23 protein-coding genes, 1 tRNA gene and 1 other RNA gene are annotated in these 23,495 nt (G+C 61.2%); 15 read left to right on the top strand and 10 right to left on the bottom strand.

The window, feature by feature from the left end:
- The first annotated feature begins 133 nt into the window (after positions 1–133).
- Positions 134–1,192: a tRNA epoxyqueuosine(34) reductase QueG gene (gene queG, locus GLS_RS07840; RefSeq protein ID WP_041112782.1), complete on the top strand. Its 1,059-nt coding sequence runs from the start codon at positions 134–136 to the stop codon at positions 1,190–1,192.
- Positions 1,189–1,419, top strand: coding sequence for a ribbon-helix-helix domain-containing protein (locus tag GLS_RS07835; RefSeq protein ID WP_041111802.1), 231 nt, complete (start codon positions 1,189–1,191; stop codon positions 1,417–1,419). Before queG ends, GLS_RS07835 begins: the two co-directional genes overlap by 4 nt.
- Here the strand turns inward: GLS_RS07835 and GLS_RS07830 are convergent.
- On the bottom strand, positions 1,416–1,700 hold the full coding sequence (locus GLS_RS07830) for a hypothetical protein (protein WP_405002437.1): 285 nt from the start codon (positions 1,698–1,700) through the stop codon (positions 1,416–1,418). The two genes, GLS_RS07835 and GLS_RS07830, sit on opposite strands and share 4 nt — an antisense overlap.
- A gap of 233 nt (positions 1,701–1,933) precedes the next feature.
- Here GLS_RS07830 and GLS_RS07825 point away from each other — a divergent pair, with 233 nt between their 5' ends.
- Both GLS_RS07825 and GLS_RS13150 read left to right on the top strand, forming a co-directional pair.
- The gene (locus GLS_RS07825; RefSeq protein WP_041111801.1) at positions 1,934–2,764 is read left to right on the top strand and encodes a TerB family tellurite resistance protein; all 831 of its coding nucleotides are present in this window, start codon (positions 1,934–1,936) and stop codon (positions 2,762–2,764) included.
- Between the two features lie 74 nt (positions 2,765–2,838).
- On the top strand, positions 2,839–2,991 hold the full coding sequence (locus GLS_RS13150) for a DUF3309 family protein (protein WP_080504750.1): 153 nt from the start codon (positions 2,839–2,841) through the stop codon (positions 2,989–2,991).
- A gap of 74 nt (positions 2,992–3,065) precedes the next feature.
- Here GLS_RS13150 and GLS_RS07820 read toward each other — a convergent pair whose 3' ends face one another.
- From GLS_RS07820 to GLS_RS07810, 3 genes are all read right to left on the bottom strand, one after another.
- Positions 3,066–4,523, bottom strand: a complete 1,458-nt coding sequence (locus tag GLS_RS07820; RefSeq protein ID WP_041112780.1) for a mannitol dehydrogenase family protein — start codon at positions 4,521–4,523, stop codon at positions 3,066–3,068.
- A gap of 149 nt (positions 4,524–4,672) precedes the next feature.
- Entirely contained in the window at positions 4,673–5,740 is a 1,068-nt protein-coding gene (locus tag GLS_RS07815; RefSeq protein ID WP_041111800.1) for an FUSC family protein, read from the bottom strand.
- Positions 5,741–5,767: 27 nt separating this feature from the next.
- Positions 5,768–7,348, bottom strand: coding sequence for a Do family serine endopeptidase (locus GLS_RS07810; RefSeq protein WP_041111799.1), 1,581 nt, complete (start codon positions 7,346–7,348; stop codon positions 5,768–5,770).
- A 124-nt stretch (positions 7,349–7,472) separates the two neighbouring features.
- On the opposite strand from GLS_RS07810, the gene GLS_RS07805 reads away from it, so the two are divergent.
- The 3 genes from GLS_RS07805 (at position 7,473) to GLS_RS07800 (ending at position 8,978) form a co-directional block, all read left to right on the top strand.
- Positions 7,473–8,672, top strand: a complete 1,200-nt coding sequence (locus GLS_RS07805; RefSeq protein ID WP_052327530.1) for an Mrp/NBP35 family ATP-binding protein — start codon at positions 7,473–7,475, stop codon at positions 8,670–8,672.
- Entirely contained in the window at positions 8,669–8,824 is a 156-nt protein-coding gene (locus GLS_RS13430; RefSeq protein ID WP_169795779.1) for a hypothetical protein, read from the top strand. Before GLS_RS07805 ends, GLS_RS13430 begins: the two co-directional genes overlap by 4 nt.
- Before the next feature lie 79 nt (positions 8,825–8,903).
- Positions 8,904–8,978, top strand: a tRNA-Thr gene (locus tag GLS_RS07800).
- Between the two features lie 639 nt (positions 8,979–9,617).
- Here GLS_RS07800 and thyX read toward each other — a convergent pair.
- Complete coding sequence (gene thyX, locus GLS_RS07795) at positions 9,618–10,529, bottom strand: FAD-dependent thymidylate synthase (RefSeq protein WP_041111798.1); 912 nt, start codon at positions 10,527–10,529, stop codon at positions 9,618–9,620.
- 93 nt (positions 10,530–10,622) lie between these two features.
- On the opposite strand from thyX, the gene ssrA reads away from it, so the two are divergent.
- From ssrA to GLS_RS07785, 3 genes are all read left to right on the top strand, one after another.
- Positions 10,623–10,947: a transfer-messenger RNA gene (ssrA, locus tag GLS_RS13145) on the top strand.
- A gap of 99 nt (positions 10,948–11,046) precedes the next feature.
- Positions 11,047–11,622, top strand: coding sequence for an SspB family protein (locus tag GLS_RS07790; RefSeq protein WP_041111797.1), 576 nt, complete (start codon positions 11,047–11,049; stop codon positions 11,620–11,622).
- Between the two features lie 92 nt (positions 11,623–11,714).
- The gene (locus tag GLS_RS07785; RefSeq protein ID WP_041111796.1) at positions 11,715–12,107 is read left to right on the top strand and encodes a VOC family protein; all 393 of its coding nucleotides are present in this window, start codon (positions 11,715–11,717) and stop codon (positions 12,105–12,107) included.
- Between the two features lie 34 nt (positions 12,108–12,141).
- Here GLS_RS07785 and GLS_RS07780 read toward each other — a convergent pair whose 3' ends face one another.
- The 3 genes from GLS_RS07780 to GLS_RS07770 all read right to left on the bottom strand — a co-directional run bounded on the left by GLS_RS07780 (position 12,142) and on the right by GLS_RS07770 (position 14,125).
- Positions 12,142–12,360: a hypothetical protein gene (locus GLS_RS07780; RefSeq protein ID WP_011252962.1), complete on the bottom strand. Its 219-nt coding sequence runs from the start codon at positions 12,358–12,360 to the stop codon at positions 12,142–12,144.
- 93 nt (positions 12,361–12,453) lie between these two features.
- Positions 12,454–13,251: an ABC transporter ATP-binding protein gene (locus tag GLS_RS07775; protein WP_041111795.1), complete on the bottom strand. Its 798-nt coding sequence runs from the start codon at positions 13,249–13,251 to the stop codon at positions 12,454–12,456.
- A gap of 4 nt (positions 13,252–13,255) precedes the next feature.
- Positions 13,256–14,125 carry an ABC transporter permease gene (locus GLS_RS07770; protein WP_041111794.1) on the bottom strand — a complete coding sequence of 290 codons (870 nt, stop codon included), beginning with the start codon at positions 14,123–14,125 and terminating at the stop codon, positions 13,256–13,258.
- A 207-nt stretch (positions 14,126–14,332) separates the two neighbouring features.
- Between GLS_RS07770 and GLS_RS07765 the strand changes: the two genes are divergently transcribed.
- From GLS_RS07765 to GLS_RS07755, 3 genes are read left to right on the top strand one after another with little or no spacing between them, the layout of a single operon-like run.
- Complete coding sequence (locus GLS_RS07765; protein ID WP_052327529.1) at positions 14,333–15,703, top strand: lytic transglycosylase domain-containing protein; 1,371 nt, start codon at positions 14,333–14,335, stop codon at positions 15,701–15,703.
- Positions 15,704–15,755: 52 nt separating this feature from the next.
- On the top strand, positions 15,756–16,304 hold the full coding sequence (locus GLS_RS07760) for a peroxiredoxin (protein ID WP_041111793.1): 549 nt from the start codon (positions 15,756–15,758) through the stop codon (positions 16,302–16,304).
- Complete coding sequence (locus GLS_RS07755; protein ID WP_041111792.1) at positions 16,301–16,888, top strand: DUF1643 domain-containing protein; 588 nt, start codon at positions 16,301–16,303, stop codon at positions 16,886–16,888. Before GLS_RS07760 ends, GLS_RS07755 begins: the two co-directional genes overlap by 4 nt.
- Before the next feature lie 32 nt (positions 16,889–16,920).
- Here GLS_RS07755 and GLS_RS07750 read toward each other — a convergent pair whose 3' ends face one another.
- Positions 16,921–17,547: a POTRA domain-containing protein gene (locus tag GLS_RS07750; RefSeq protein WP_041111791.1), complete on the bottom strand. Its 627-nt coding sequence runs from the start codon at positions 17,545–17,547 to the stop codon at positions 16,921–16,923.
- 297 nt (positions 17,548–17,844) lie between these two features.
- Between GLS_RS07750 and GLS_RS07745 the strand changes: the two genes are divergently transcribed.
- Both GLS_RS07745 and GLS_RS07740 read left to right on the top strand, forming a co-directional pair.
- A complete protein-coding gene (locus tag GLS_RS07745) occupies positions 17,845–19,404 on the top strand; it encodes a carbohydrate porin (protein ID WP_041111790.1) in 1,560 nt (519 codons plus the stop codon).
- Between the two features lie 148 nt (positions 19,405–19,552).
- Entirely contained in the window at positions 19,553–21,802 is a 2,250-nt protein-coding gene (locus GLS_RS07740; RefSeq protein WP_041111789.1) for a TonB-dependent receptor, read from the top strand.
- Between the two features lie 87 nt (positions 21,803–21,889).
- Here GLS_RS07740 and GLS_RS07735 read toward each other — a convergent pair whose 3' ends face one another.
- Positions 21,890–23,452: a carbohydrate porin gene (locus tag GLS_RS07735; RefSeq protein ID WP_041111788.1), complete on the bottom strand. Its 1,563-nt coding sequence runs from the start codon at positions 23,450–23,452 to the stop codon at positions 21,890–21,892.
- Positions 23,453–23,495: the final 43 nt, after the last annotated feature.

Here is a 23,495-nt window from a genome sequence, read left to right as displayed (position 1 = left end):
CGACGTGGCAAGCCATTTTCAGATCGTGACAAATCCTGTCTGCCTCAGCCGTTCCGAACAGCAGAAAAGCTGGTCCGTCTGCCTCCCTGATGGCATAACGGCTCCCCGTTCACCGGCGAGACCTGTCCCTTCCATGCCTGCTTCCCCGAAACCCGATACAGGGCCTGAAGCCCGGATTGCGGCGCATGCCCGTCATCTGGGTTTCGATGCGGTCGGGTTCTGCAAGGCGGAACTCGGGCCGGACGTGGCTCGGAACCTGCGGGAGTTCGTCGCGCAGGGTCATCATGGCACGATGGAGTGGATGGAAACGCGGATCGAGGAACGTGCCCATCCGCAGGCTCTGTGGCCCGAAGTCCGGAGTGTGATTTCGCTCGGTCTGTCCTATGCCCCTGCCGAAGGACCGACGACCGATCCCGAATGCGGCAATATTTCCGTCTATGCCCGCAACCGGGACTATCACGACGTCATCAAGGGCATGCTCAAGCATCTGGCGCAGTTCGTCGTGAAGCTGGGCGGCCCGGAGACGCAGGTGAAGGTTTTCGTTGATACAGCCCCCGTCTCGGAACGTGCACTGGCGGAAAAAGCGCATCTTGGCTGGACGGGAAAGCACACCTGTCTCGTCTCGCGTGAGCATGGGTCATGGCTGCTGCTGGGCGAGATCTACACCACGCTGGAGCTGGAGCCGTCCGAGCCCACGGGCGGAAGCTGCGGCTCCTGCACGCGCTGCCTGACCGCCTGCCCGACAGAGGCCTTCACCGGCCCGGGAAAGATGGATGCGCGGCGATGCATCTCGTATCTGACGATCGAGCATAAAGGCCCGATCCCGCATGAGCTGCGGCCAAAAATCGGCAATCACATTTATGGCTGCGATGACTGCCTGGCCGTCTGTCCCTGGAACCACTTTGCGGAAAGCGCGCGGCACATCAAGCTTCAGGCCCGGCCGGAGCTGATCGCGCCAAAACTCGACGAGCTGGTCCGATTGGATGATGCGACGTTCCGGACATTCTTTTCCGGCTCTCCGGTCAAGCGGATCGGACGCAACCGCTTCGTGCGCAATGTCCTGATCGCGATCGGCAACTCCGCCGATCCGTCGCTCGTATCTTCTGCGCGGGATCTGCTGAGTGATCCGGACCCTGATGTTTCCGAAACCGCGCAATGGGCTTTGAGCCGCCTTGAGGAGCAACCGGCATGAGTGATCTCGTCAAACGCAGCCTGTCTCTGTCAGGACACCGGACATCCGTGGCTCTGGAACCCGAATTCTGGACGGTACTGGATGCGATGGCGGCAGTCCGCCAGCAGAGCTTTGCGTCTCTGGTCGCCTCTCTCGATGCCGCGCGACCACCTGAACGCCCGCTGGCCTCGGCCCTGCGGGTTGCAGCGCTGATGCATCTTCAGAAAAGCATTCAGACGACCGGTTAGCTCCCGGCGCTGTCCGACGGGAGGCCCAGCCAGTCCGGATGTTTGCGTTCGATCCAGCGCAGGACGCGGCCCTGAAGGCGGCGGAAGAGCGGAATGTCCTGCGAAAGCAGCATCACGCCGACCGGCAGCATCCACAGACCCAGAACTGGCAGGATGGACAGAACGCCGCCCAGCATGAACAGCACGCCCGCCGGAATCCGGACCCATTTGTGATCCGGCTCCCGCAGCCAGTTCAGCACTTTCTGCAGCCGCTCGGGCAGACGCTGGATCAGAAGATCCATCAGTTCGTCATCAGAGCGGAAAGGGGTCGAAGGGGCAGTCTGAATCGGGGTGGGCATGAAAATATCCGTCATGAAACGAGCAGAAGAACCTGCGTCTCAAAAGCATGAGACGGCGATAAGTTCGTAATTCCCACCTTATACCACACCGCGGGTCCGGACGGTTGGCCTATCCGGAGCCCCCCTGCCTGCGATCTGTCATTTGCCGCTGTGAGCGGGCGTGCTAGATTGATGCCATGGCTATCTGGGGCAAGATGTTCGGTGGTGTCGCGGGCTTCGCGGTTGGTGGTCCTTTCGGAGCACTGATGGGCGCAGCGCTGGGGCATGCGGCCGATAACGGTTCGCTACTCAAGCCCTCGACGGGCGGGTGGAGCGAGCGTTTTCCCGCGAATGGCCGTCCCGATCCCAACAGTGCGGCCTTTTTCGGCGCCGCCAAGATCGCTGCGGCGCTGGGCAAGCGCGATCAGCTTTACGCCATCGGGCTTGTCGCCCTGTGCGCGAAGCTGGCGAAGATCGACGGACCGGTGAACCGGCACGAAATCAACGCTTTCAAGACCTGCTTCCAGTTCCCGCCCGATAACGTCAAGGAAGTCGGCATGCTGTTCGATCGCGCCCGCGACCGGACGGACGATTTCGAGATGTATGCCCGCGAAATGGGCAAGGCCTATGCCGATAACACGGCGCCCCTTGAGAACCTCATGACGGCGCTGTTCCGCATCGCCCGTGCCGATGCCGGCCCCAGCCGCGAACTTCACCCGAAGGAAATCGATTTCCTGCAGCGCGTGCACCGGGCATTCGGCCTGCCGCCAGGTGCGTGGGACCGGGCGGAAAGCGGCAACAGCCGCGCCGCCAGCGGGAACGAGCCGGACGCCTATCGCATTCTCGGCATCACCCGCAGCGCAACCGATACGGAAATCCGCGTGCGCTGGCGCACCCTCATCCGCGAGCACCATCCGGACGTCTTGGCGCAGAAGCCCATGTCGGAAGCAGAGCGCCGGCGTGCTCAGGACCGGGTGGCCCGCATCAATGCCGCCTGGGACCGCATCAAGCGCGACCGGCAGCTTTGATCTTTCGCAATCCTGCGGAAACTTTCAGTCACCCGGAAGCGTAGACCAGTCTCAACCGGCAAGAGAGACGTGCCATGGGACTGATTCTGCTTGTAATCCTGATCCTCCTGCTGATCGGTGCGCTGCCGTCATGGCCGTACAGTTCGAAATGGGGCTACTACCCTTCCGGCGGCCTCGGCCTGATCGTGGTCATCGTCGTGATCCTTGTCCTGATGGGACAGATCTGACCCCAAAAAATCTCTCCACAAAAAAAACCGCGCCCCTCACGGAGCGCGGTTTTTTTATACCCTGAAGAAGAGGATCAGGCCGGGATGGCGGCCTTCACACCTTTCTCGCGGATAACCTTGCGCAGAGCGATGACCTTCTGGTCCAGCTCGGACGTGTCCAGATCGCGCCAGCCGTCGAACGCCGGCAGCTTGAGAGCACTTTCAAAATCGTCGGCCTTGGCCAGCTTCTTCTGGGCCTCGCCATAAGTCGGCTCGGACGATTCATACGTCCCGCCCTTCTCGTCACGACCGCGGAGCATCTCGAGATAGGATGCAATCCCGAACGCAATCCGCGACAGGTCGCGCTTGCCTTCGATGGCCCGGCGCACGGTTTCCGTCCAGAACACCTGGATCTTGGAGCAGCCGTCACTCGCGATCCGCAGCGTCTGGTCGGACATGGCCTTGTTCGAAAAGCGGCTGATGACGCTGTCCCGGTAACCCTCAAGCGTCATGCCCGGCGGTGCCTTCAGGGTCGGGATGACGTCCTTGTTGAGGTAGTTCTCAAGGTTGCCGCGCAGATCCTTGTCCTCGATCGCGTCATCCACATTCTCGTATCCGACAAGAATACCCGGGAAGCAGAGTGTGATGTGACCGGCATTGAGCATCCGGATCTTGACGTGTTCCCAGTCCGTCACGTCATTGACGAACTGCACGCCTGCCTTTTCCAGCGGGGGACGGCCATTGGCAAACTGGTCTTCCAGCACCCACTGATGGAAATCCTCGGCCACCAGCGGCAGATCATCGTCCAGCCCGCTGGCCGCATTCAGCTTCTTTGCGATTTCCGCCGAGACGGTCGGGGTGATGCGATCGACCATGCCGTTCGGGAAGGTCGCGTTTTCCTCAATCCACTTCGCCAGTTCCGGATCGCGCGCCTTCGCATAGCCGAGGAAGGCCTTGCGGGCGACATTGCCGTTATGACGCAGGTTATCGCAGGACATGACCGTAAACGCCTTGCTCCCCGCGTCCCGCCGACGGCGCAGGGCCTCGACGACGTAACCGAAGACAGTGGACGGCTTTTCCGGGTTCTGGAGATCGGCCTTTACTGCCGCATTCTCCAGATCGAACGCACCGGTCGTCTCGTTGATGTTGTAGCCGCCTTCCGTGATGGTCATGGAGACAATACGAATGGCCGGATCAACGAGATGCTTCAGCACGGCTTCCGGATCGGCCGGGGCGAGCAGGTAGTCACGCAATGCGCCCATGACACGCACCGTACTCTTGCCGGACGGGGCCGTCTCGGTCAGGGAATACAGGCAATCCTGAGCCTTGAATTCCTCAGCCTTTTTCTTCGAGCGGTCACTGCCCGTCAGGCCAACACCAACAATCGCCCAGTCCGGCGCATGCTCAAGGATCTGCTCGACGTAGAACGCCTCATGGGCCCGGAAGAAGTTACCCACGCCGAAATGCACGATCCCCGGCTTGATCCCGTCGATGTCATAGGGGGGAGCCTGGACATTGGCAGGAAGAGACTTGAGGGTTTCGCGCGTAATCATGGAATTCTCCGTGGTTTCGGGCCGGTCGCTGACGGGGACCGACAAGGCCGGGCATGTGCCATCATAGCCCCGGAACAACGTAAAAACCGAATGACGGTTTCAACAGGAGCCATTCCGCCCCCCTGGCTGCCATCTGGGGGGCGGCCTGTTCAGAGGCCTTTTGCGGCGCTCGCATCGGAGCGCATGACCACCCCGACGGCCCGTTCGAGATCCTCGCGGAACAGGGACATCACAAAGCGCATCTCCGGACGGGTCTGTTCTTCCAGCCGTGGCAGGAGGTCGAGGATTTCCTCGTCTTCGGACTGCTGTTCGTGCTGGTTCCGCTTTGCGCGCAACTGCTCTTCACAACTATGTGCCAGCGCCCGCAGCGCGTGACTCAGCCCCTTGTAGAGGGGCAGCAGACCTGTGTTCCCTGCCGCACGCCCCGTTGCAATGGCGCGTGCCACCAGCATCGTGTCGTTCAGAAGCCGCCGCATCAGTCTGGGAAGTGACGCCAGAACCGGATCGCGCTTTTCCAGTTCCTTCCAGCGCTCGCGCCGTGCCTCGGTCACGGCGTCTTCCAGTTCCGTCAGCAGAGCCACGCAATCGTCATTCTGGCGCTCGATCGCCGCCCAGCCCGTATTCTGGTCGAGCGCGCTCTTGAGAAGCTGGTCCATGCGACGCAACAGGCGCGCGGCCGTATGGAAGGCCTGTTTGCGCGCGCTGCTGTGCAGGATGAAGAACGACACCACGATCGAAACCGCAACGCCCACCACGATGGCCAGAAGCCGCGTGATCATGGGCAGGAAGGGGCTGCCCTGGCTCGGGAAAAGATACACGATCATCAGCGTAATGCAGGCAAAACGCAGCGTCGGCTGGATGGCGCTCAGAAACACCAGCGGGGCCAGCATGATCCAGAACGGGATCCAGCGCAGTCCCGTCGTGATCTCCAGCACGACCGCGCATACACCTGCCAGCGCCCCGATCAGCGTGCCGCTGATCTGGTCCCGGGCCGTCGTCATGGTCTGGCTGATGCTGGACTGCGTGACGATCAGCGCTGTCACGAGCGCCCAGATCGTCTCCTGCAGATGCATGAGCGAACCCATGATCCAGGCCACCACGACCGACACCAGAACGCGGATGGTCTGGCGCGTCGCGGGGCGCATCACTTCGCGCCATCTGCTGTGTCGGGGCGGCACGGACAGCCATTTCCGGCTCAGACGTGTCAGAAGGTTCATGGCAGCTTTCAGCGCAGAGAAACGACGTCAGTTCCCGAGGAAGGGCACCGGCACCCAGCGCAGTCCGTCATCGTCCTGAACCAGCAGCAGCACTTCCGTCTTCTTGCGCTCATGCAGACGCTGCACGGCCTTGGCGAAATCATCCGGCGTGTTGATCTGGTCCTGGCCGACCTGCGTGATGACATTCCCTTCCGCAATCCCGCGAGACGCGGCGGGGCTTCCGGCCTCGACACGCGAGACGAGAACGCCGCGCTGATCGTCGGTCAGGGCATACTGCGTGCGGGCATCCGCATCGATCGAACTCACCGTCACGCCCAGCTCGCCCAGTGCCGCATGACGATGTTCGGGCTGATGCGTGTCTGAAGGCGGCATGTCCGGCGGCGTGGGCGACTGTCCCAGCGTAATCGGCAGCGTCTTGAGCGCACCCTTGTGCCAGACCGTCAGCTGCGCCTTCGCACCGGGCAGGATGGACGCGATGATGCGCGGCATGGTCTGGCCGGTCACGTCCTGATCGCCCACGCGGGTGATGATGTCGCCAACCTCAAGACCGGCCTTCGCAGCAGGGCCTTTCGGATCGATTTCCGAAATCAGCGTCCCCTTGCCGTTGGAACCGTCCGGCTTGTGGAAATCGAGCGTCTCGGCGATGTCGTTCGTCACATCCTGGAACTTCAGCCCCATCCAGCCACGGGAGACATGCCCCGTACGACGCAGCTGGTCGATAATCCCGCGCGCATCATCAGCCGGAATGGCAAAGCCGATGCCAATGGAATCGCCGCCCGCACCACCATAAATCAGTGTGTTGATGCCGATGACTTCGCCGGACAGGTTGAACAGCGGACCACCAGAATTGCCGCGATTGATGGCCGCGTCCGTCTGGATGTAATCGTCATACAGCCCGTGTTCGACGTTTCGTCCACGCGAGGAAATGATGCCCGCCGTCACGGTTCCGTTCAGGCCGAACGGATTGCCGATCGCCAGAACCCAGTCCCCGATCCGCGCCTTGTCGCTCTGCCCGAGCGGAACAGTCGGGAGCGGATGCTTCGGCTTGACCTCGAGCACAGCCAGATCGACCTGACTGTCGCGCCCCACGATCCGCGCCGGCATTTCCGTCCCGTCCTGAAGCGTCACGCTGACCTGATCCGCCCCTTCGATGACGTGGTTGTTCGTCACGATGATACCGGACGCATCGATGATGAAGCCCGAGCCCAGAGCCTGCTGCCGGCGCGGCGGCTGGTTCGGGGCCGGTTTGTGCTTCAGGTAATCATGGAAGAACTTTTCCAGCGGGGAGCCCGGCTGGAAAGGAGGCACCTGGGGGCCGTCCGGATCGCTGGAATCCGGGCCCTTGTCGTCATTCTTTGACGGCTTGAGAACCGCGGATGTCGAGACGTTCACGACCGAGGGAAGCAGCCTGTTCGCCAGATCCGCGAAGCTCGACGGCACGGAACGCGGCGCGGGGGTCGGCACCGAAGACGGCTGGCTTGAGGTCGGCGGCGCGCTCTGGGCAAAGGCAGGGCTCACGTTCCAGCCCCCCGCAAGGGACAGGGCCAGACCGGAAACAGCAAGACAGGCAGCACGACGGGCGCCGGAACGGGCGAGCAGGTTTTTCATACCTGCACGCTAACGCAGAACGTGGTCCTTCGTCACCATCCCGCCGTTCAGGATGCGTTTTCGGCCCGGTCATGCTAGGGTCAGAGTCCTTTCCGATACGATATTCCCCTGATGAGAGCCCGGCATGACTGACACCACGCCCCCCAACGACATGCCGCCCGGCTCCTCCGAGACCAATCTTCCCAGCGCCGAGACCCGCATTACAGACATCCTGAAAAGCGAGCAGGACGCCCAGGGCTCGAACGTCCTATCCTTTGCCGCTCTGGAGAGTGTGTCGGTCCGCAACGGTCATGCCCATGTCTCGCTGGCGACGTCGCGAGACAACGCCTCGCGCGTGGAGCCACTGCGGCCGCGCGTCGAAGCCGCGATTGCGAGCCTGCCGGGCATCACAGGCGCCACGCTGTCCTTCACGTCCCATCGTCCCGCAACGCCAGCCGCTGCCAATGCCCCGGCTCTGGGCGGCGGCCACCGCCCTTTCAATCTAGGCGACAAACGCCGCAATGCCGCGAGCCGGCATGCGCCTGAAACGCTGCTGCCCGGCGTCAAGGCCGTCATTGCGGTCGCATCGGGCAAGGGCGGCGTCGGCAAGTCCACCACGGCCGTCAACCTCGCGGTCGGGCTGGCCCAGCAGGGCCTGAAAACCGGCCTTCTCGACGCAGACATCTATGGCCCGTCCCTGCCCCGCATGCTGGGACGCAACGCCCGCCCGGAAGTCGTGGACGGAACGATCCTGCCGATCGAAGCGTGGGGCCTGAAAAGCATGTCCATCGGCTATCTGGTGGACGAGAACCAGGCCATGATCTGGCGCGGCCCGATGGTCATGGGCGCCCTGACGCAGTTTCTGGGTGAAGTCGAATGGGGCGAACTGGACGTCCTCGTGATCGACATGCCGCCCGGCACCGGAGACGCCCAGCTGACCCTGGCCCAGAAGCTCGGCCCCAAGCTTGCTGCCGGTGGGGCGGTCATCGTGTCCACACCTCAGGATATCGCGCTGCTGGATGCACGGCGCGGCGTGGCCATGTTCGAGCGGATGGAAACCCCGATCCTCGGCGTTGTCGAAAACATGTCCTATTTCTGCTGCCCGAACTGCAACCACCGTACGGAACTGTTCGGGCATGGGGGGGCCAAGGCCGAAGCCGAGAAAATGGGGGTCCCGTTCCTGGCGGAAATCCCGCTGCTGGCCGATATCCGGGCGAGTGGCGATGAGGGAACCCCGATTATCCTTTCCGCCCCACAGAGCGAAGCCGCACAGGCCTATACGAGGCTCGCGCAGGCTGTGGCCCGCTCCCTGTCTTCAGAACACAGCACGAAAGAACGGTCATGATCCGTCTTCTTCTCATCGGCGCCTGCCTGACACTGGGGGCCTGCTCCCAGACGGTCACGCATCGTGGCCTGTCTTCCGATGGTTACGGCTTCACGCAAGACTCTCAGCATCTGCCGCCACCCGCTGACCTGATGACGCCCATCCCGCACTAAAATCCTGCGCAGGCCCAGAGAATCGTTCTCCGAAGCTTGACCTGATACGCCCCGGCATGGAAAAAGCCGCACTGCTGATGCCGGGTTAGCACAGTGGTAGTGCAGCGGTTTTGTAAACCGAAGGCCGGGGGTTCAAATCCCTCACCCGGCACCAGCTTTTTCCAAAAAGCGGCCAATACCCCGGGCGACTGGAAAATGTTGTTCAAACCGGGACTTGCAGGCTGAAACTCCAGCCTCTCCAGGGCCATGGACTCCAGAAACACCCCCTGAAAATCAGTAATGCACAAGTATCGTAATCGCAGAGGGTGGAATGTGGGTATTCCCAGAATCCTCTTGACAGCTTTGTGCTGAGAATCGGATTGCACCCACGATTCGTAGATAAAATTATCAAACCAAATCAGAGGCTTAGAAACAGAGCCCCGAGAATCAGCCCGAATCGAACCACCTCAAAGAGAGACTCCAAGCCTGTGGATAACTCTGTTCGTAAAAAAATCCGCAGCCGATGTGATGAGAGTCACACGAATTCGGCCTGAATCTTTCAAAAAACCCACGCAAATAAAAACAGACAAGAAAATCTGCTTTTACCTGACGTTTACAGTCATGAATATTTTACGACGCAGGCCAGAAAAAATGAATGGCCAGAGAAGCCAGAACAAGAGCAATAGCTATTGCCGTCCATAGAAATAGATTTGGCGCTCTTTCTGATACATCTTCGACTGGATTGGCCGCCTGTGCTTCTCTTGCGGCGAGCATCAGGCGTTCGAGATCGTTTCCGGCAGGTCCCGGAGCGGGATCAGGATGCGCCATCCAGAACCGCCACCATTTCCGACCACTCGCGCTTGGTCAGGCCGGAATTTTCCTGCGTGACCGTTTCACCAGCCAGACGGCGGCGCACCACCTTCAGCATACCGGCAGAAAGCGTGAAAGCTCCGAGACGATATTCCTCGAAGGCCGCTGCCGTTGCCGGAACCCACGCCTTGAGAATCTCGATCATCTTTTCCGCATAGACGCGGATTTCGTACTGCGCGTGCGGATCGGCCCGCAGGGCAAGGAAGTGCATCAGATTATGCAGATCGATCTTCCAGTACCACTGCGTATAGGTGTTCAGGGTCAGGTTGATCCGCGCGAGTTCACGCGCCAGACCCGTGCCTTCCGGATTCAGAAGGCTTTCGTAGTCATCATAGCACTGGCTGGCATCCCGACGCAGGATCTTCAGAACCTGATGGGCCGTATCGGCATCCAGGGCGTCACTCCGCCCCTGCCGGTTCGAACTGCTCTGTGCGGCGACCTGGTCCATCGCCGGCAGATAGAACTCGCGGTCCAGAATGGAATAGCGCGCGGAATACTCATTCACGCTCGCCATGCGATGACGGATCCACTGACGCGCCACGAACACGGGCAGCTTCACATGGAACTTGATCTCGCACATCTCGAAGGGCGTCGAATGACGATGACGCATCAGATAACGGATCAGCCCCGCATCCTCGGACACCTTCTTCGTCCCGCGGCCATAGGACACCCGCGCCGCCTGAACGACCGCACCATCATCGCCCATATAGTCGACAACGCGCAGGAAGCCATGATCCAGCACCTCGAAAGGTGTGAAAAGCAGGTTTTCCATCGCCGCCACGGTCGGACGGGAGGTCAGCTGGGGTTCGCTGCGTTGCGCTTCGATTTCAGCGCGCTGTTCGGATGTCAGTGCCATGGCGGCGGCTTTAGCATGGGCTTTTGCCCGGCGTCATCCGCATGAATCCGGTTGACACGATTCCTGCGGCTTATTTTTTTTCCAGCCCGCTTTTCCCTTGCGACGGGACACGCGCACTCCTATGTTCAGCAATGCAAGGGGTTCGTCCCCGGCTATGGCGATAAACGGTAAGTGAAATAAGTGTTGTGGACCCGGGGGCAGTGCCCGGCGTCTCCACCAAAAACAACCCCTCGCAAAAGGGGTCTGTGGGGACGAAACAGGCTCGACACGCATGGTAAAGACTTATCTTTTGCCCGGCATTGTACCACCGTCATCGGGCTAAACTTACAAGTGCCAACGATAACTCAGAGGTGCTCGCTGTCGCTGCATAAGCGATAAGCGCGGTTCGGGAGGGCACCGGGCAACAGAAGCCCTCCCACCTCATCATGTCCCCGACATTCACAGCAAAGACGGCTTGCCATCCGCGCCCGTCTGTCGCATCCCTGAGCAAGTTGACCGAAACATCAGGCTTGCGACCATGAGCGACGACGATCACAACGGCCAGGACGGCTTCGAGCACGAGCTTCCCGAGAGCCTTCTCCCTTATGATGACTGGGTGGAAGACGCCTATCGTGAAGTCATGCTGCGTGCGATCGAGCATGTCGCGGCTGAAGGCCTGCCGGGCGCCCACCACTTCTATCTGACGTTCCGCACGAACCGCCCGGATGTCATCATCCCGGCCCGTCTGCGGGCGCAGTATCCTGAAGAGATGACCATCGTCCTTCAGCACCAGTTCTGGGATCTGGCGCTGGACCGCGAGAAGAACGTGATTTCCGTTGGCCTGTCCTTCGGCGGCGTTGGCAGCATCCTGTGCATCCCGGTGAACGCCATCACGGCTTTTGCCGATCCCCATATCCGCATGGCGCTGCGCTTCAGCCATTCCCCGCTGGAGGAGGATGAAGACGTCGAGATCCCCGAAGGCGCCGTGGAGCCGGACGATATCGATCCCGCCCACCATCCTGAAGTCCAGCCGGAAACGGCTTCGTCCGAAGACGTGAAGAAAGACGCGGAAGTCGTCAGCCTGGCCGCATTCCGCAAGCGGCCGCCAACCTGAGCATCCGCCCTGCGGGATTTCGAAAACGGGTTGGCCAGACAGTGTTTTTCCGGCCTATACTGGCCGGAACGTCGCTCTCATGAGGGATCCCCATGCGCTTTACCGTCGATCGCCTTGACCATATCGTGCTGACCGTCCGGGACCGGACCCTGTCTGCGTCCTGGTATCAGCGTGTGCTGGGAATGGATATCGACGAATACGGCCGCAACAACCGTGTGGCCCTGAGCTTTGGCGGACAGAAGATCAATCTGCGTCCCGAAGGTTCGGAAGGCTGGGAAACGGCGGGCGATGCCGCGCCGGGAACGTCAGACCTGTGCTTTACGACAGCCATCGCCAGCGAACATATCGTCCGGCATCTGGAAAATGCGGGGGTGGAAATCGTCGAAGGCCCGGTGGCGCGCCTGGGGGCGCTGGGTCCGATCACGTCTGTCTATTGCCGTGACCCGGACGGCAATCTGATCGAACTCGCCTCCTATAACGGCTGAGGGCGGCAGAGCGCACGCCCCACCGCCCGCCGGGTCACCAGTTCTTGGAAATCAGCCAGAACTCTTCGGAAGTCAGCGTGATGGCATTGCAGTCCTTCGTTTCGGCCGCTGCCTTGGCGAGGGCGTGAATGCGCTCGATCATGATCGTCTTGCGCTGGTGAGCCTCGGACGTTTCCTTGACGGTCGATAAGGTCTGCAGAGCGGACTCGGAAGCTTTGGCGACGCGCGCGGCGTCAATGGCGGCATAAGACATGAACTGTCTCCCTGAATGTCAAAACCGGGAGGCAGCCTACTCCACGCGGGATCGGATACCAACTCCGCCGCCCCCGCATCGCCGCAGCACACCCTAGACAGGCGTTGCCGCCACCGCCGCCTCATAGGCGTCCAGCACATCCGCAGCCGGACCATCCATGCGGACTTCCCCGCTCTCCATCCAGATGATGCGCGTGCACCATTGACGCAGAACCGTCAGGGCATGGGATGTCACGACCAGGATCTCAGCCGCATCGACCATCCCTTCCAGCCGCGCTCTGGCCTTGTCCTGGAACTTCTGGTCACCGGCCATGAACCATTCGTCCATCAGCAGGATGCGCGAACGCGGCACCGTTGCCAGCGCGAACCCCAGCCGGATGGACATGCCCGAGGAATAGAGGCGCACCGGAAGATCGAAAAACGCCCCCAGATCGGAGAACGCCTCCACATCCTTTTCCAGCTCCTGCGTTGCCGCCCGGCTCAGCCCCATCCGGCAGGCGAAGAGCTGGATGTTTTCCCGCCCTGTGAGCTCGCTGTTCATCCCGGCTTTCGGATCGATGAGGGCATGGGTATCGCCTTCGATATCCAGGATCCCATCATCCGTTTCATAAATCCCGGCCAGAACACGCAGCAGCGTCGATTTTCCCGCGCCGTTATGCCCGACAAGGCCGACCCTTTCCCCCTCCCCAATCGTAAAGCTGACTTTGGAGAGAGCCTGGACTTCCACGACCTCGGTTGCATTGCCGCTCATCCGCATCCGGCCGCCAACCGCTTCCGTCTTCCCAGCCACAGTGCTCCGGGCACGGGACAGCAGGGTCTTTTTCAGGGAGCGGGAGCCGCCATGGAGTACGGGGAAAGACAGGGACAGGTCTTCAAGGCGGATATGAGCCATGGCGTCAGATCCAGAAAACCAGGCGCGACCGCACCCGGATGAATGACCGCACGGCAATCAGCCAGAATACCACACTGGTGGCCAGCGCAATGCCCCAGATCTGCAGGGACGGCACATGGCCCAGAAGAGGCTCACGCACGATTTCCAGCAGCGGATAAAATGGATTGTACAGCAGGTAAGCTGCCCTGCGTCCGAGCTGCTGCGGCATCCAGATGACCGGCGTGACATAGAACACGATCTGCAGCAGCGCGCCTATGATCGGCGCAACATCGCGGAAACGCGCGCAGAGCGAACCGAACAGCATGCAGGCAGCAAAACCGTCCAGACCCCACAGAACAAGCGCGGGGATCGCCAGAAGGGCGTCCATCCCAGGCCAGAGATGATAGAGGGCGAACACGCCAAGCGGCACAACGATGTTGTGGGCGAAGACGATCGCGTTGCGCACCACGACCCGCACCGCATACAGCAGGAACGGCAGCCGAACGGACCGCACCATGTCCTCGGCATCAAGGAAGCAGGTGCAGGATTCCTGGATCAGGCTGGAAAACCCGACGCTCCACAGGGTAAGCGACAGCGACAGGAACGGCAGATAGGACGCAAGCTGCATGTGAAACAGCTTGCTGTAGAGAACCCCCATCGAGGCGACCATCAGGGCAGAGGTAATGGTCAGCCAGAACGGCCCAAGCGCGGACCCGCGGTACCGGAGCCGGATATCGAGCCAGCCCAGCCTGACACCCAGCCGCCACAGACGCCGTGTTTCCTTCCAGTCAGCCCAGGCGCGGGCCGCAGGACTACCCCGCAGAGCGTCACGACTGACCTGCCTGTGCGGCGCATCGTTACGTGCGACATCTGAAGCTGGAGAAGATACACTCATATCGTCCGCCTACCCGATCCCCCCACCCCCGGCAAGAAGGCGGGCGGGGGAAGTTCATATTCAGGAAATGAATCTCCGCTACACTCCTTTCCGTAAGCCGTTCCCTGTCAGAAAATCTGTTCTGCAGAGCCCTTTTTCCTAGTTTCGCCGTAATCCCCGTGTATGCTTGTCACATTGAGACAAGTTTTCCTCAGGTGCCCAGACCCGATGCCCAGACCCGTCTTTCCGTTCCGGACCACTGTCCGCACCCTGTCTCTCATCCGTGCGGGTGCTGCTTTGGGTCTGGTCGGACTGCTCGCCGCCTGCGCCGGCAACAATGCTGACATGGGCGGCGGATCGGAGCTTCCGGTTTCACAGGAAGCGGCGAATTACCGCGCCCACGCGAAATCCTATTATGCCCCTCCCGGCCCGCCCAGCGATCCCTGGGGGCCGTACATCCAGGAAGCCTCCAACCGCTTTGATGTGCCCGAAGCCTGGATCCGGGCCGTCATGCAGCAGGAATCCGGCGGGCACCTTTTCGATCATAACGGCAATTTCATCACGTCGGTTCCCGGCGCGATGGGACTTCTTCAGCTCATGCCGCCAACCTATGACGACATGCGCCAGCAATACGGGCTCGGCGAAGATCCTTACGATCCGCACGACAACATCCTCGCAGGGACGGCCTATCTCCGGCAGATGTATGACATCTACGGCTCTCCCGGCTTTCTCGCAGCCTATAATGACGGCCCGGGAAGCCTCGACCGCTATCTCCGCCGGGGCCGTGCCCTGCCCCGCGAAACGCGCCGCTATGTGGCTGCCATCGGCCCGCATATCGCTGGCATCACGCCGCATAACCGCTCCGCTGCCGATCTTCTGGTCGCCCAGCATGACCCCAACTCCCAGGTTATGCTGGCCCAGAACACACAGTCGGCAGACATAGCTCCGGTGACTTCGGCCTCCGAGCGGCAGGCCGTCAGCGCGGCATGGAACCACAGGGAAGCCGCCGACACGTCGTCTGACGATTCAGATTCGGACACTCCGGCCGCGACACCCCAGACGGCTCCTGTTACGGCTCCCGTTCAGGTCGCCTCCGCCGCAGGATCCGAAGCTCCCGCGAGCATCAGCGCAGCCTGGGCCGCGCGTGGCTTTACGCCGACACCGGCCCGCCCCGCCGTCCGGCAGGCGTCCGTTCCCGATGACGAGGTCGCGGACAACCGGGTTACAGCGCAGGAAATCCCGATCGGGCATCATCTGCAGCCTCAACCGATCATGGCTGTCATGCCGGCCAGCCGGGTTCAGCCCCGCATTTCCCTTCCGGCAGTCTCCGCATCGTCCAAAGCGGCAACGGGCAACTGGGCCATTCAGGTTGGCGCCTTCGCGAATGCGAAGCAGGCAAGCATCGCCACGTCTGCAGCCCATAGCAAAGGTGGCGTCGTGGTGGCTTCGGCCCGATCGCAGGTTGAGAGCGTGAAGGGGGCCCGTTCGCATCTCTATCGCGCCCGCCTGACCGGTCTGACGCATGAAAATGCAGTTGCAGCCTGTCGCCGTCTGTCGCACGGTTCTCCATGCGTCGTGGTTCCGCCCGGCGCATATTGATCCGTTTTCCGGGCCTTTTCGCCCGCTTTTCTGACAGGGATACACCACCCCGATGCGCCGCTTTTTTGCAACGACCGCTTTCTGCGCTGTCGCCCTCGCCGGCGCCCTGACCACCGCTCCGGCGCAGGCTGCCCTTGAAACCGGCACCCATGCTCCGGATTTCTCCGCTTCTGCCAGCCTCGGCGGGCACGAGTTCACCTATCATCTGGCCGATGCGCTCAAGACCGGACCCGTCGTCCTGTATTTCTATCCGGCGGCCTTCACCAAGGGCTGCACGATCGAAGCCCATGAGTTTGCGGATGCCATCCCGGACTTCAAGGCACAGGGCGCCACCGTCATCGGCATTTCCATGGATCCGATCGACAAGCTGAACCGCTTCTCGGTCAGTGAGTGCCGCAGTGTTTTCCCGGTCGCAGCCGATCCGACCGGCAAGATCACCCTCAGCTATGCCGCCAAGATGCCCCTGCTCCACATGGCAAGCCGCACGTCCTATGTCATCGCACAGGACGGCCATATCGCCATGAGCTATGCCTCCATGTCTCCTGACGAGCATGTTTCGCGCGCCCTGGCCGCGGTAAAGGCCCTGAAGCAGCATCCGTGAGTACCCGTTCTCCGTCCACAACTCGGGACCTGTTCGGGCAGCATCATGTTGGCGATTCACGACCGCTTAAACTTGCTGAGGACATCACCAGCACGGCGATCTACGGCGGCCCGCAGGACTGTTACCGTTACACCCTGCGCCGCGTCTGGAACGAAAGCCGTCCCATGATCATGTGGCTGATGATGAATCCGTCTGTCGCGACCGAGTTCGGCGATGACCGAACGGTCGCCAAGTGCCAGCGCTATGCACGCGCCTGGGGCTATGGCGGCATGTTCGTAGGCAACAGCTTTGCCTATCGCTGCACGGACCAGAAGCGGCTGCTGGAAGTGCCTGATCCTGTCGGACCGGACAACGATGCCCATCTGCTGGACATGGCCCGGCAGGCCGATCTTGTGGTTCTGGCTTACGGCTCCCCACAGGCCAAGGGCCTGCGCGCGCGGGGGACGGAAGTCGCCCGCATGCTGGCTCATCACGGCATCAAAGTGACAGCCCTGCGTCTGAGCAAAAGCGGGCGTCCGGAACACCCGCTTTATCTGCCTTCAGCCCTCACCCCGCAGCCGCTCGATCCGGATATGCTGGACTGAGCGGCGTTTCTAGCGGGACGCAGGCCTGATGGTCAGTTCCCGGCCTTGTCCTGCTCGTGAATGCTCCAGACAAGCACCACATGCTGGTCATGGTTGGGATAGGTCGCCTGAGGCTGGATCGAGCCAGACGCTTTCTTGCTCTTGTACAGGGCCTGAATGGCCTGCATGTCTGCGGCCAGAAGCTCGTTCGTAACCGGGCCGCCCGCACGTAGCTTCGTCGCTGCTTCCAGATCAGCGGTCGAAACCTTCTTGTTCCCCTGGAACTCCACCTTGTCGAGCACCAGCGCGGTCGGGCTCGCTGCGCCTGCAGCCTGTTCTTCGATAACCAGCTTGACGGAGACGGCCTTGCCGGAAATCCGCAGTTGCTCTCCGAGGCTGACACCCACCTTCCGGGCGGAATACAGATCGCCCACGCGCTTCTGCGCAGCGGCCAGTTCATCGCGCGTGACCATGTCACCCGCGTGATGACCGAAGGCCTGGAGAATATCCGCCGTCGGAACGCGGCTGTTGCCCTGAACGGCTACAGTCATCAACTTTAGCGGAACAGTTGGCGCCGGGATGGCGGCGTGAGCCTGCTCGGTGATAATCATTCCGGTAACAGGGACCACGGCAAGCGAAACGCCAAGAAAACTCCGGGCCAGCAGGGAGCGAAGGGACATCTGGCAATCTCCTGTAATGAAAAAAATGAGAAATTCTCTGACTTTTACGCTACAGGACTTCCCTGCTTTGGCAAATCTTCCTCTGAACCCCGGTTGGAGCAACATCTTCCGGACCGATGCGTTCAGTACCCTCGAACCCCGGTGGCGCCTTCTTTTCGACGCCTTTCTTCCAATACTGGCGCCTCGGGTCCAATTCTGCCCCTGACAGGATCTTCAGGGATACACCGCTCCCAGCAGCTCTGGACCACCACCAGGCTCCCGTTTCACCAACTCCACTGAAAAGGCCCCGCCCGCTTCATGCCTGTACTCGCTTCTTTCGCCCGGACTTCTTCCCGAATCCGTTCCGAACACCTGCGGTCTGTCCTGATGGGGCTTTTTTCCGTTTCCATGCTGGCGGCCACCGTCGACAGTGCTCAGGCGCAGTCCGATCCCGACCCCAACAGCGCCCGCAACCGTGTTTCCAGAGCCGCTGCCCTGTCGTCTCCTGCCCCCCAGAACAGTGAGACACCGGCCAATGGTGGCAGCAACACGCCCATCATGCAGAACACCGTCTCCGGTTTCGCCCAGACGGAAGGGGACCCGGGGCCGTATTTTTCCGCACCCATGGGATCGCAGCATTTCCTGGGAGACTGGGGCGGCGTACAGCCCTGGCTTCTCAAGCGCGGCATTCACCTGATGGCCGCCATCAACGAAGAATTTGCCGGTAATTTCACAGGCGGCAAGGAGCGTGCCTATTCCGACGCCGGACAGTTCGGCATCGAACTGGATATCGACTGGGACAAGCTCGCCGGCGTGCGGAACTTCTGGACGCATACCCTGATCGTCAACGGCCATGGCCAGAGCGTTTCGCGCAATTTCGGCGACTCCATCGCTGGCGTGCAGCAGATCTACGGTGCCCGAGGCAACGTGGTGGCGCACATGGTCGCGATGTATGGCGAGATGTCCTTCGTTCATAACCGCATCGATGTCAGCGCGGGCTGGATCCCGGTCGGCAGCTTCTTTGCCGCATCCCCGCTGTTCTGTGACTTCATGAACGTCGCCATGTGCGGCAATCCCGCTCCGAACAAATATACGGAAGGCAACCGTGACTGGCCGTCGGGCAATCTGGGCGCCGTCGTCCGGGCCATGCCGACCATGGACACCTATATCATGGCGGGCCTCTTCGCGGTCAGCCCGCATTCCTATAACGGCGGCATCTCGGGCTGGTCCTGGGCGCAGTCGGGTCTCGGCAAGTTCTCCACGCCTGTTGAAATCGGCTGGACCCCCAAGTTCGGCCACAACCAGCTTCAGGGCCATTACGTCATCGGCTATTCCTACGACAATTCGCGTTACGTGAATCTGTACGAGGACATTCACGGCAATTCCTGGCAGCTCACGGGCCAGCCCCGTCGCTACGAGGCAGGCCGCAACAGTGCCTGGCTCATCCTCGACCAGATGCTGGTCCGCAATGGCCCCGGCAACACGAACGGTCTGATCGCCATGGCGGGCGCGATGTACAGCGATGGCAAGACCGTCGCGATGCGTGACCATGAATGGGCCGGTCTGGTCGATACCGGTTCCGCCTGGGGTCGTCCACTCGATACGGTCGGCGCGATGTACCAGCATTTCGACATGAGCCACACGGCAGCCCTGCAGCAGGAATCGTCCCTGGCGCTTGGCCTGCCCTATCAGGACAACCAGTGGGGCGCGGTCTACGGTCCGCAGAGCCATGAGAACGTGTACGAACTGTTCTATTCCGCCCATATCGCCCGGGCGATGGCGCTTCAGCCGGACTTCCAGTACATCCAGCGCCCGAGTGCCACGACGACCTTCCATGATGCCGCCGTTCTGGGCGTTCAGTTCACCGTCGTTCTCTGATTTGCGGAACACAGCGGTTTTTCTGCGAAGCGGGGCCTGAAGGGTCCCGCTTTTTCGTATCCGGTCACCTTCGGTAATCACAATTTAGTTGCGAATAACTCGCATTATACCGATAACCCGCCAGACTGTTCATTGTTCCGAGGTTTTCGTGCGCGCATCGCTTTCTGCACCGTTCTTACGCCCATTGCGGGCTGCGCGCCTGTCCTGCCTGCTTCTGGCAGGAACAGCCTTCCCCGTTCTCGCAGCCGATCCTGTTCCGGCCACGGCAACCGCTACGGCCCCCAAAACCAAGCCAGCCGCCAAAACTGCCAGCGCTGCAGAGCAGGTCACGCCGGACGAGGAAATCATCGTCCGGGCCAGAAAGCGGGACCAGATGCAGGTCAGCAGCGGCGGGCAGCTTGGCGCTCTGGGCAACAAGAAAGGTCTGGATGTTCCGTTCAACATCCGCAGCTATAACTCCAGCCTGATCCTGAACCAGCAGTCCCAGACTCTCGGCGAAGTGCTGGAAAACGATCCGTCCGTCCGCACGACTTTCGGCTACGGCAATTTCTCGGAAATGTTCGTCATCCGGGGTTTTGCGGTGGATGGCGACGACGTGTCGATCAACGGCCTGTACGGCATCACCCCCCGCCAGCTCGTCTCGCCCGAACTGTATGATCAGGTGCAGGTTCTCAACGGGGCCAGCGCATTCCTCAACGGCGCTGCACCAAGCGGGTCAGCCATTGGCGGCAACATCAACCTGCTGTTCAAGCATGCGACGAACGCCCCCCTCACCCGCATCACCGGCGACTACACCAGCAGCGCCATGGGCGGTGGCAGCATCGATGTCGGCCGTCGTTTTGGCGAGGACAAAGCCTTCGGTGTGCGGCTGAACGTGGCGGGCAAGAGCGGCGAGGATTCCGTCACGGATGAATACCGCCATTCCACAACGCTGGGCGCGGATTTCGACTGGCATGACCGCGACAACCGCACGCGCGTCACCATGGATATCGATTACGAAAACCAGGGCGTGAATGGTGGGCGGCCCGCGATCTTCCTGGGCAGCGACGTCACATCCGTTCCGCGCCCTGCTGCGCCCTCGCACAATTTCGGTCAGCGCTGGGCCTATAACGACCTGAACTATGTCTTCGGCATGCTGAACGTCGAGCATGACCTGACGAAGAACGTCACGCTCTATGGCGCCTTCGGGGCCCTGACCAGCAACGAGAAGGGCAATTACTCCAACCCGACTGTCACCGACGCGGCCACCGGTTCTGGAACCGCCGGTGCCATGTATGTGCCGTACGATCAGACCAACGAAAGCACGCGCGCAGGTGTGCGCGCCCATTTCCGCACCGGCCCCGTCCGCCACGAGATCAACGCCGGCGGCTCCGGTCTGTGGGAAGACAGCGCCGCCGCCTATGCGATGGCTCTCACACCCGGTACGACCAACATCTACAACACGCCACAGTTTGCCGCCCCGGCCGAGACCTTTGCGGGTGGCGTCGTCAACGATCCGCAGACGATCAGCCGAACCCGCCTGTACAGCCTGTTCTTCTCGGACACGATGTCGTTCTTCCATGACCGCGTCGCTCTGACAGGCGGCTTCCGGTACCAGAACATGCTCATCAACGGCTATAATTACAGCACGACCGGTCAGGGCGCGATGAGCAGCCATTATGACCAGGACGCCATCACGCCGGTCGTCGGGCTGGTCATCCACCCGACCCGCCGGACATCGCTGTATTTCAACCGGATCGAGGGCCTCTCGCAGGGCCCGACGGCGACCGGAAACGTTCAGAACGTGGGCGAGATCTTCCCGCCCTACAAATCCACCCAGTATGAAATCGGCGCAAAATACGACACGGGCCGCTTCAGCGCCGCGCTTGCCGTCTATGAGATTTCACAGCCCAATGCCTATTCTGTGGCGGTCGGGAATACGGGTGAATTCGCGTTTCGCGAAGACGGTCTGCAACGCAATCGCGGTATCGAACTGACGCTGAATGGAGAAATCCTGCCCGGCCTGCGCTTCAATGGCGGTGGCACGGTGATCCAGGCAGACCTGCGCCATACGGCAGGCGGCCTTCAGGACGGCAACACGGCCATCGGCGTGCCGAATTACACGATCAACGGCAATCTCGAATACGATCTGCCGTTCCTCAAAGGCGCCACGGTCGTGGGCCGCGTAGTCAACACGGGCAAGCAGTGGGTCAACACCGCCAACACGCTGCACATCCCCGTCTGGACACGCTTCGATCTGGCAGGACGCTATACCTTCGTGACGCATCACACGCCGGTCACGCTGCGCTTCGGCGTCGATAACCTGGCCAATACGCGCTACTGGTCCTCGGCATTCAACGGCTATCTGATGCAGGGCATGCCCCGCACCTTCAAGTTCTCCTTCACGACGGATCTGTAATCCGCCTCAGACCGCCGAAAACGAAAAACGCGCCCTCCCTTCCAGAAGCGACGCGTTTTTCATATCAGGTCTTCCGGTCAGCAAAGATCAGAACGTAATACCCGTCTCGAAATCCAGAAGCAGCGGGTTCTTGTAGCGGTTCGTGCCGCCCGTGCTCCAGATATACTGCGCACCCGGGCGGATCACGAGCCAGGGCGTCGGACGCCAGCCATAGTTCAGCTCAAGCGCATGCTCGCCGGACGGCTTGTTGATGCCTTCGGCTCCGGCCGCCTGCATCTGGCGCGCCCAGATCGTCAGCTTCGGGTTCACCCACAGCATCTTCATGCCAATGCTGATCGTATCGTTCGGACGGCTGCGGAACGTGCCCTTGCGGGTCACACCCCAGGTGATGAAATACGGTGCGACGGACGTGCGCGGGTCGCCCCAGGTAAAGGATGTGAACAGCGTCGTGCCACGGTTCGGATCGGCCTCATCACGCTGAAGCATGCGGTCGAACTGGAACCAGCCACCAAACCGGCCGCGGACCTTTTCGCTCGGGGCCGAAATCAGGTACTGCGCCGGCACTCCGAAACTTCCAAGCTTGGAATAGACGTCACTGACTTCGGACGTATCCCAGTAGCCGCCAATCTTGATGTTGGTCTGGAGTGGGCCGCTGTAGTCGTCCTTGCCGCCCTGATGCCAGCCAAGCTGGAACGGCAGATAGGTGCCGGTCGCATCGTGAAGGTTCAGCTTCCAGCCGTTATGCGTGTTCGAAATCACCGGATCGACCGAATACGCACCGAACTGCACCAGATAATGGTCGTTTCCGGCCGGATAGAACTTCACCCAGGCGCCCGGATGGGCCGTCGGATACCAGCCATAGCCCGAGTTCATCGCAATGGACTGCGGCATGCCGCAGATCGCATTCGATTCGAACTGGCAATACTGGCTCATGCCCCAATAGACCGAAGACTGCTCGAAATCGTTTTCGGTGTTGATCTCACCAACCTCGGTCGTGACGTATTTGTTCCAGGGCATTTCCCAGGACAGACGCGTCAGACGAACCGTCTCACCCGAGCCGAAAATCTGCTGCGGGCTGTCCATCGCGGGGAGCGTGGCACCGATACCCAGACCCTGACGCGCCGTGATCAGCGTATGGAACATACCCAGATTCAGGCCGGTCAGCTTCTTGAGGTTGAAGTCGATATTGATGCCGAACTCATCCGCATAACGCACGGCCTTGGTCTTGCCGCCCATCGGATTGCCGGCACTGTCCTCAAGATAGTGTCCGCCGATATTGATGCCCTTGTCGGTCAGCCAGGTACGCCAGCCACCCCAGTCACCCGTCATGGTGCTCTGGGTCAGCCAGTCATGAAACGATGCCGGGAAGAAACGGCTTTCCGTCGTATCGGACGTTTTCGCTGCGGTCTCGACGCCTGTTTTTGTCGGAGCCGGTTTGACCAGCAGCGGAACCGGAGAAATGGATTTCGTCCGGATCTGCGGGGTGCCCATGGTCGCCGTGCTGGTTCTGGCAGCAGCCTTCTGGCGGCCGTCAACAACGCCGGCTGGTGTCGTCTGTGCATGGCCAACGGCAGTAATGCCAGGAAGCACCGCTGTCATGGCACAGGCCGTCAACAGCGCTTTCGTCCAATCCTGCCCGAACGTCCCCATCTTCCAAACTGTCTCCCTGTGACACCATTGCAGCCGACAGCAC

The sequence above is a fragment of the Gluconobacter oxydans DSM 3504 genome, from assembly GCF_000583855.1.
In the GTDB taxonomy this organism is placed as follows: domain Bacteria; phylum Pseudomonadota; class Alphaproteobacteria; order Acetobacterales; family Acetobacteraceae; genus Gluconobacter; species Gluconobacter oxydans.
This window is presented reverse-complemented; position numbering and strand designations above follow the sequence as displayed.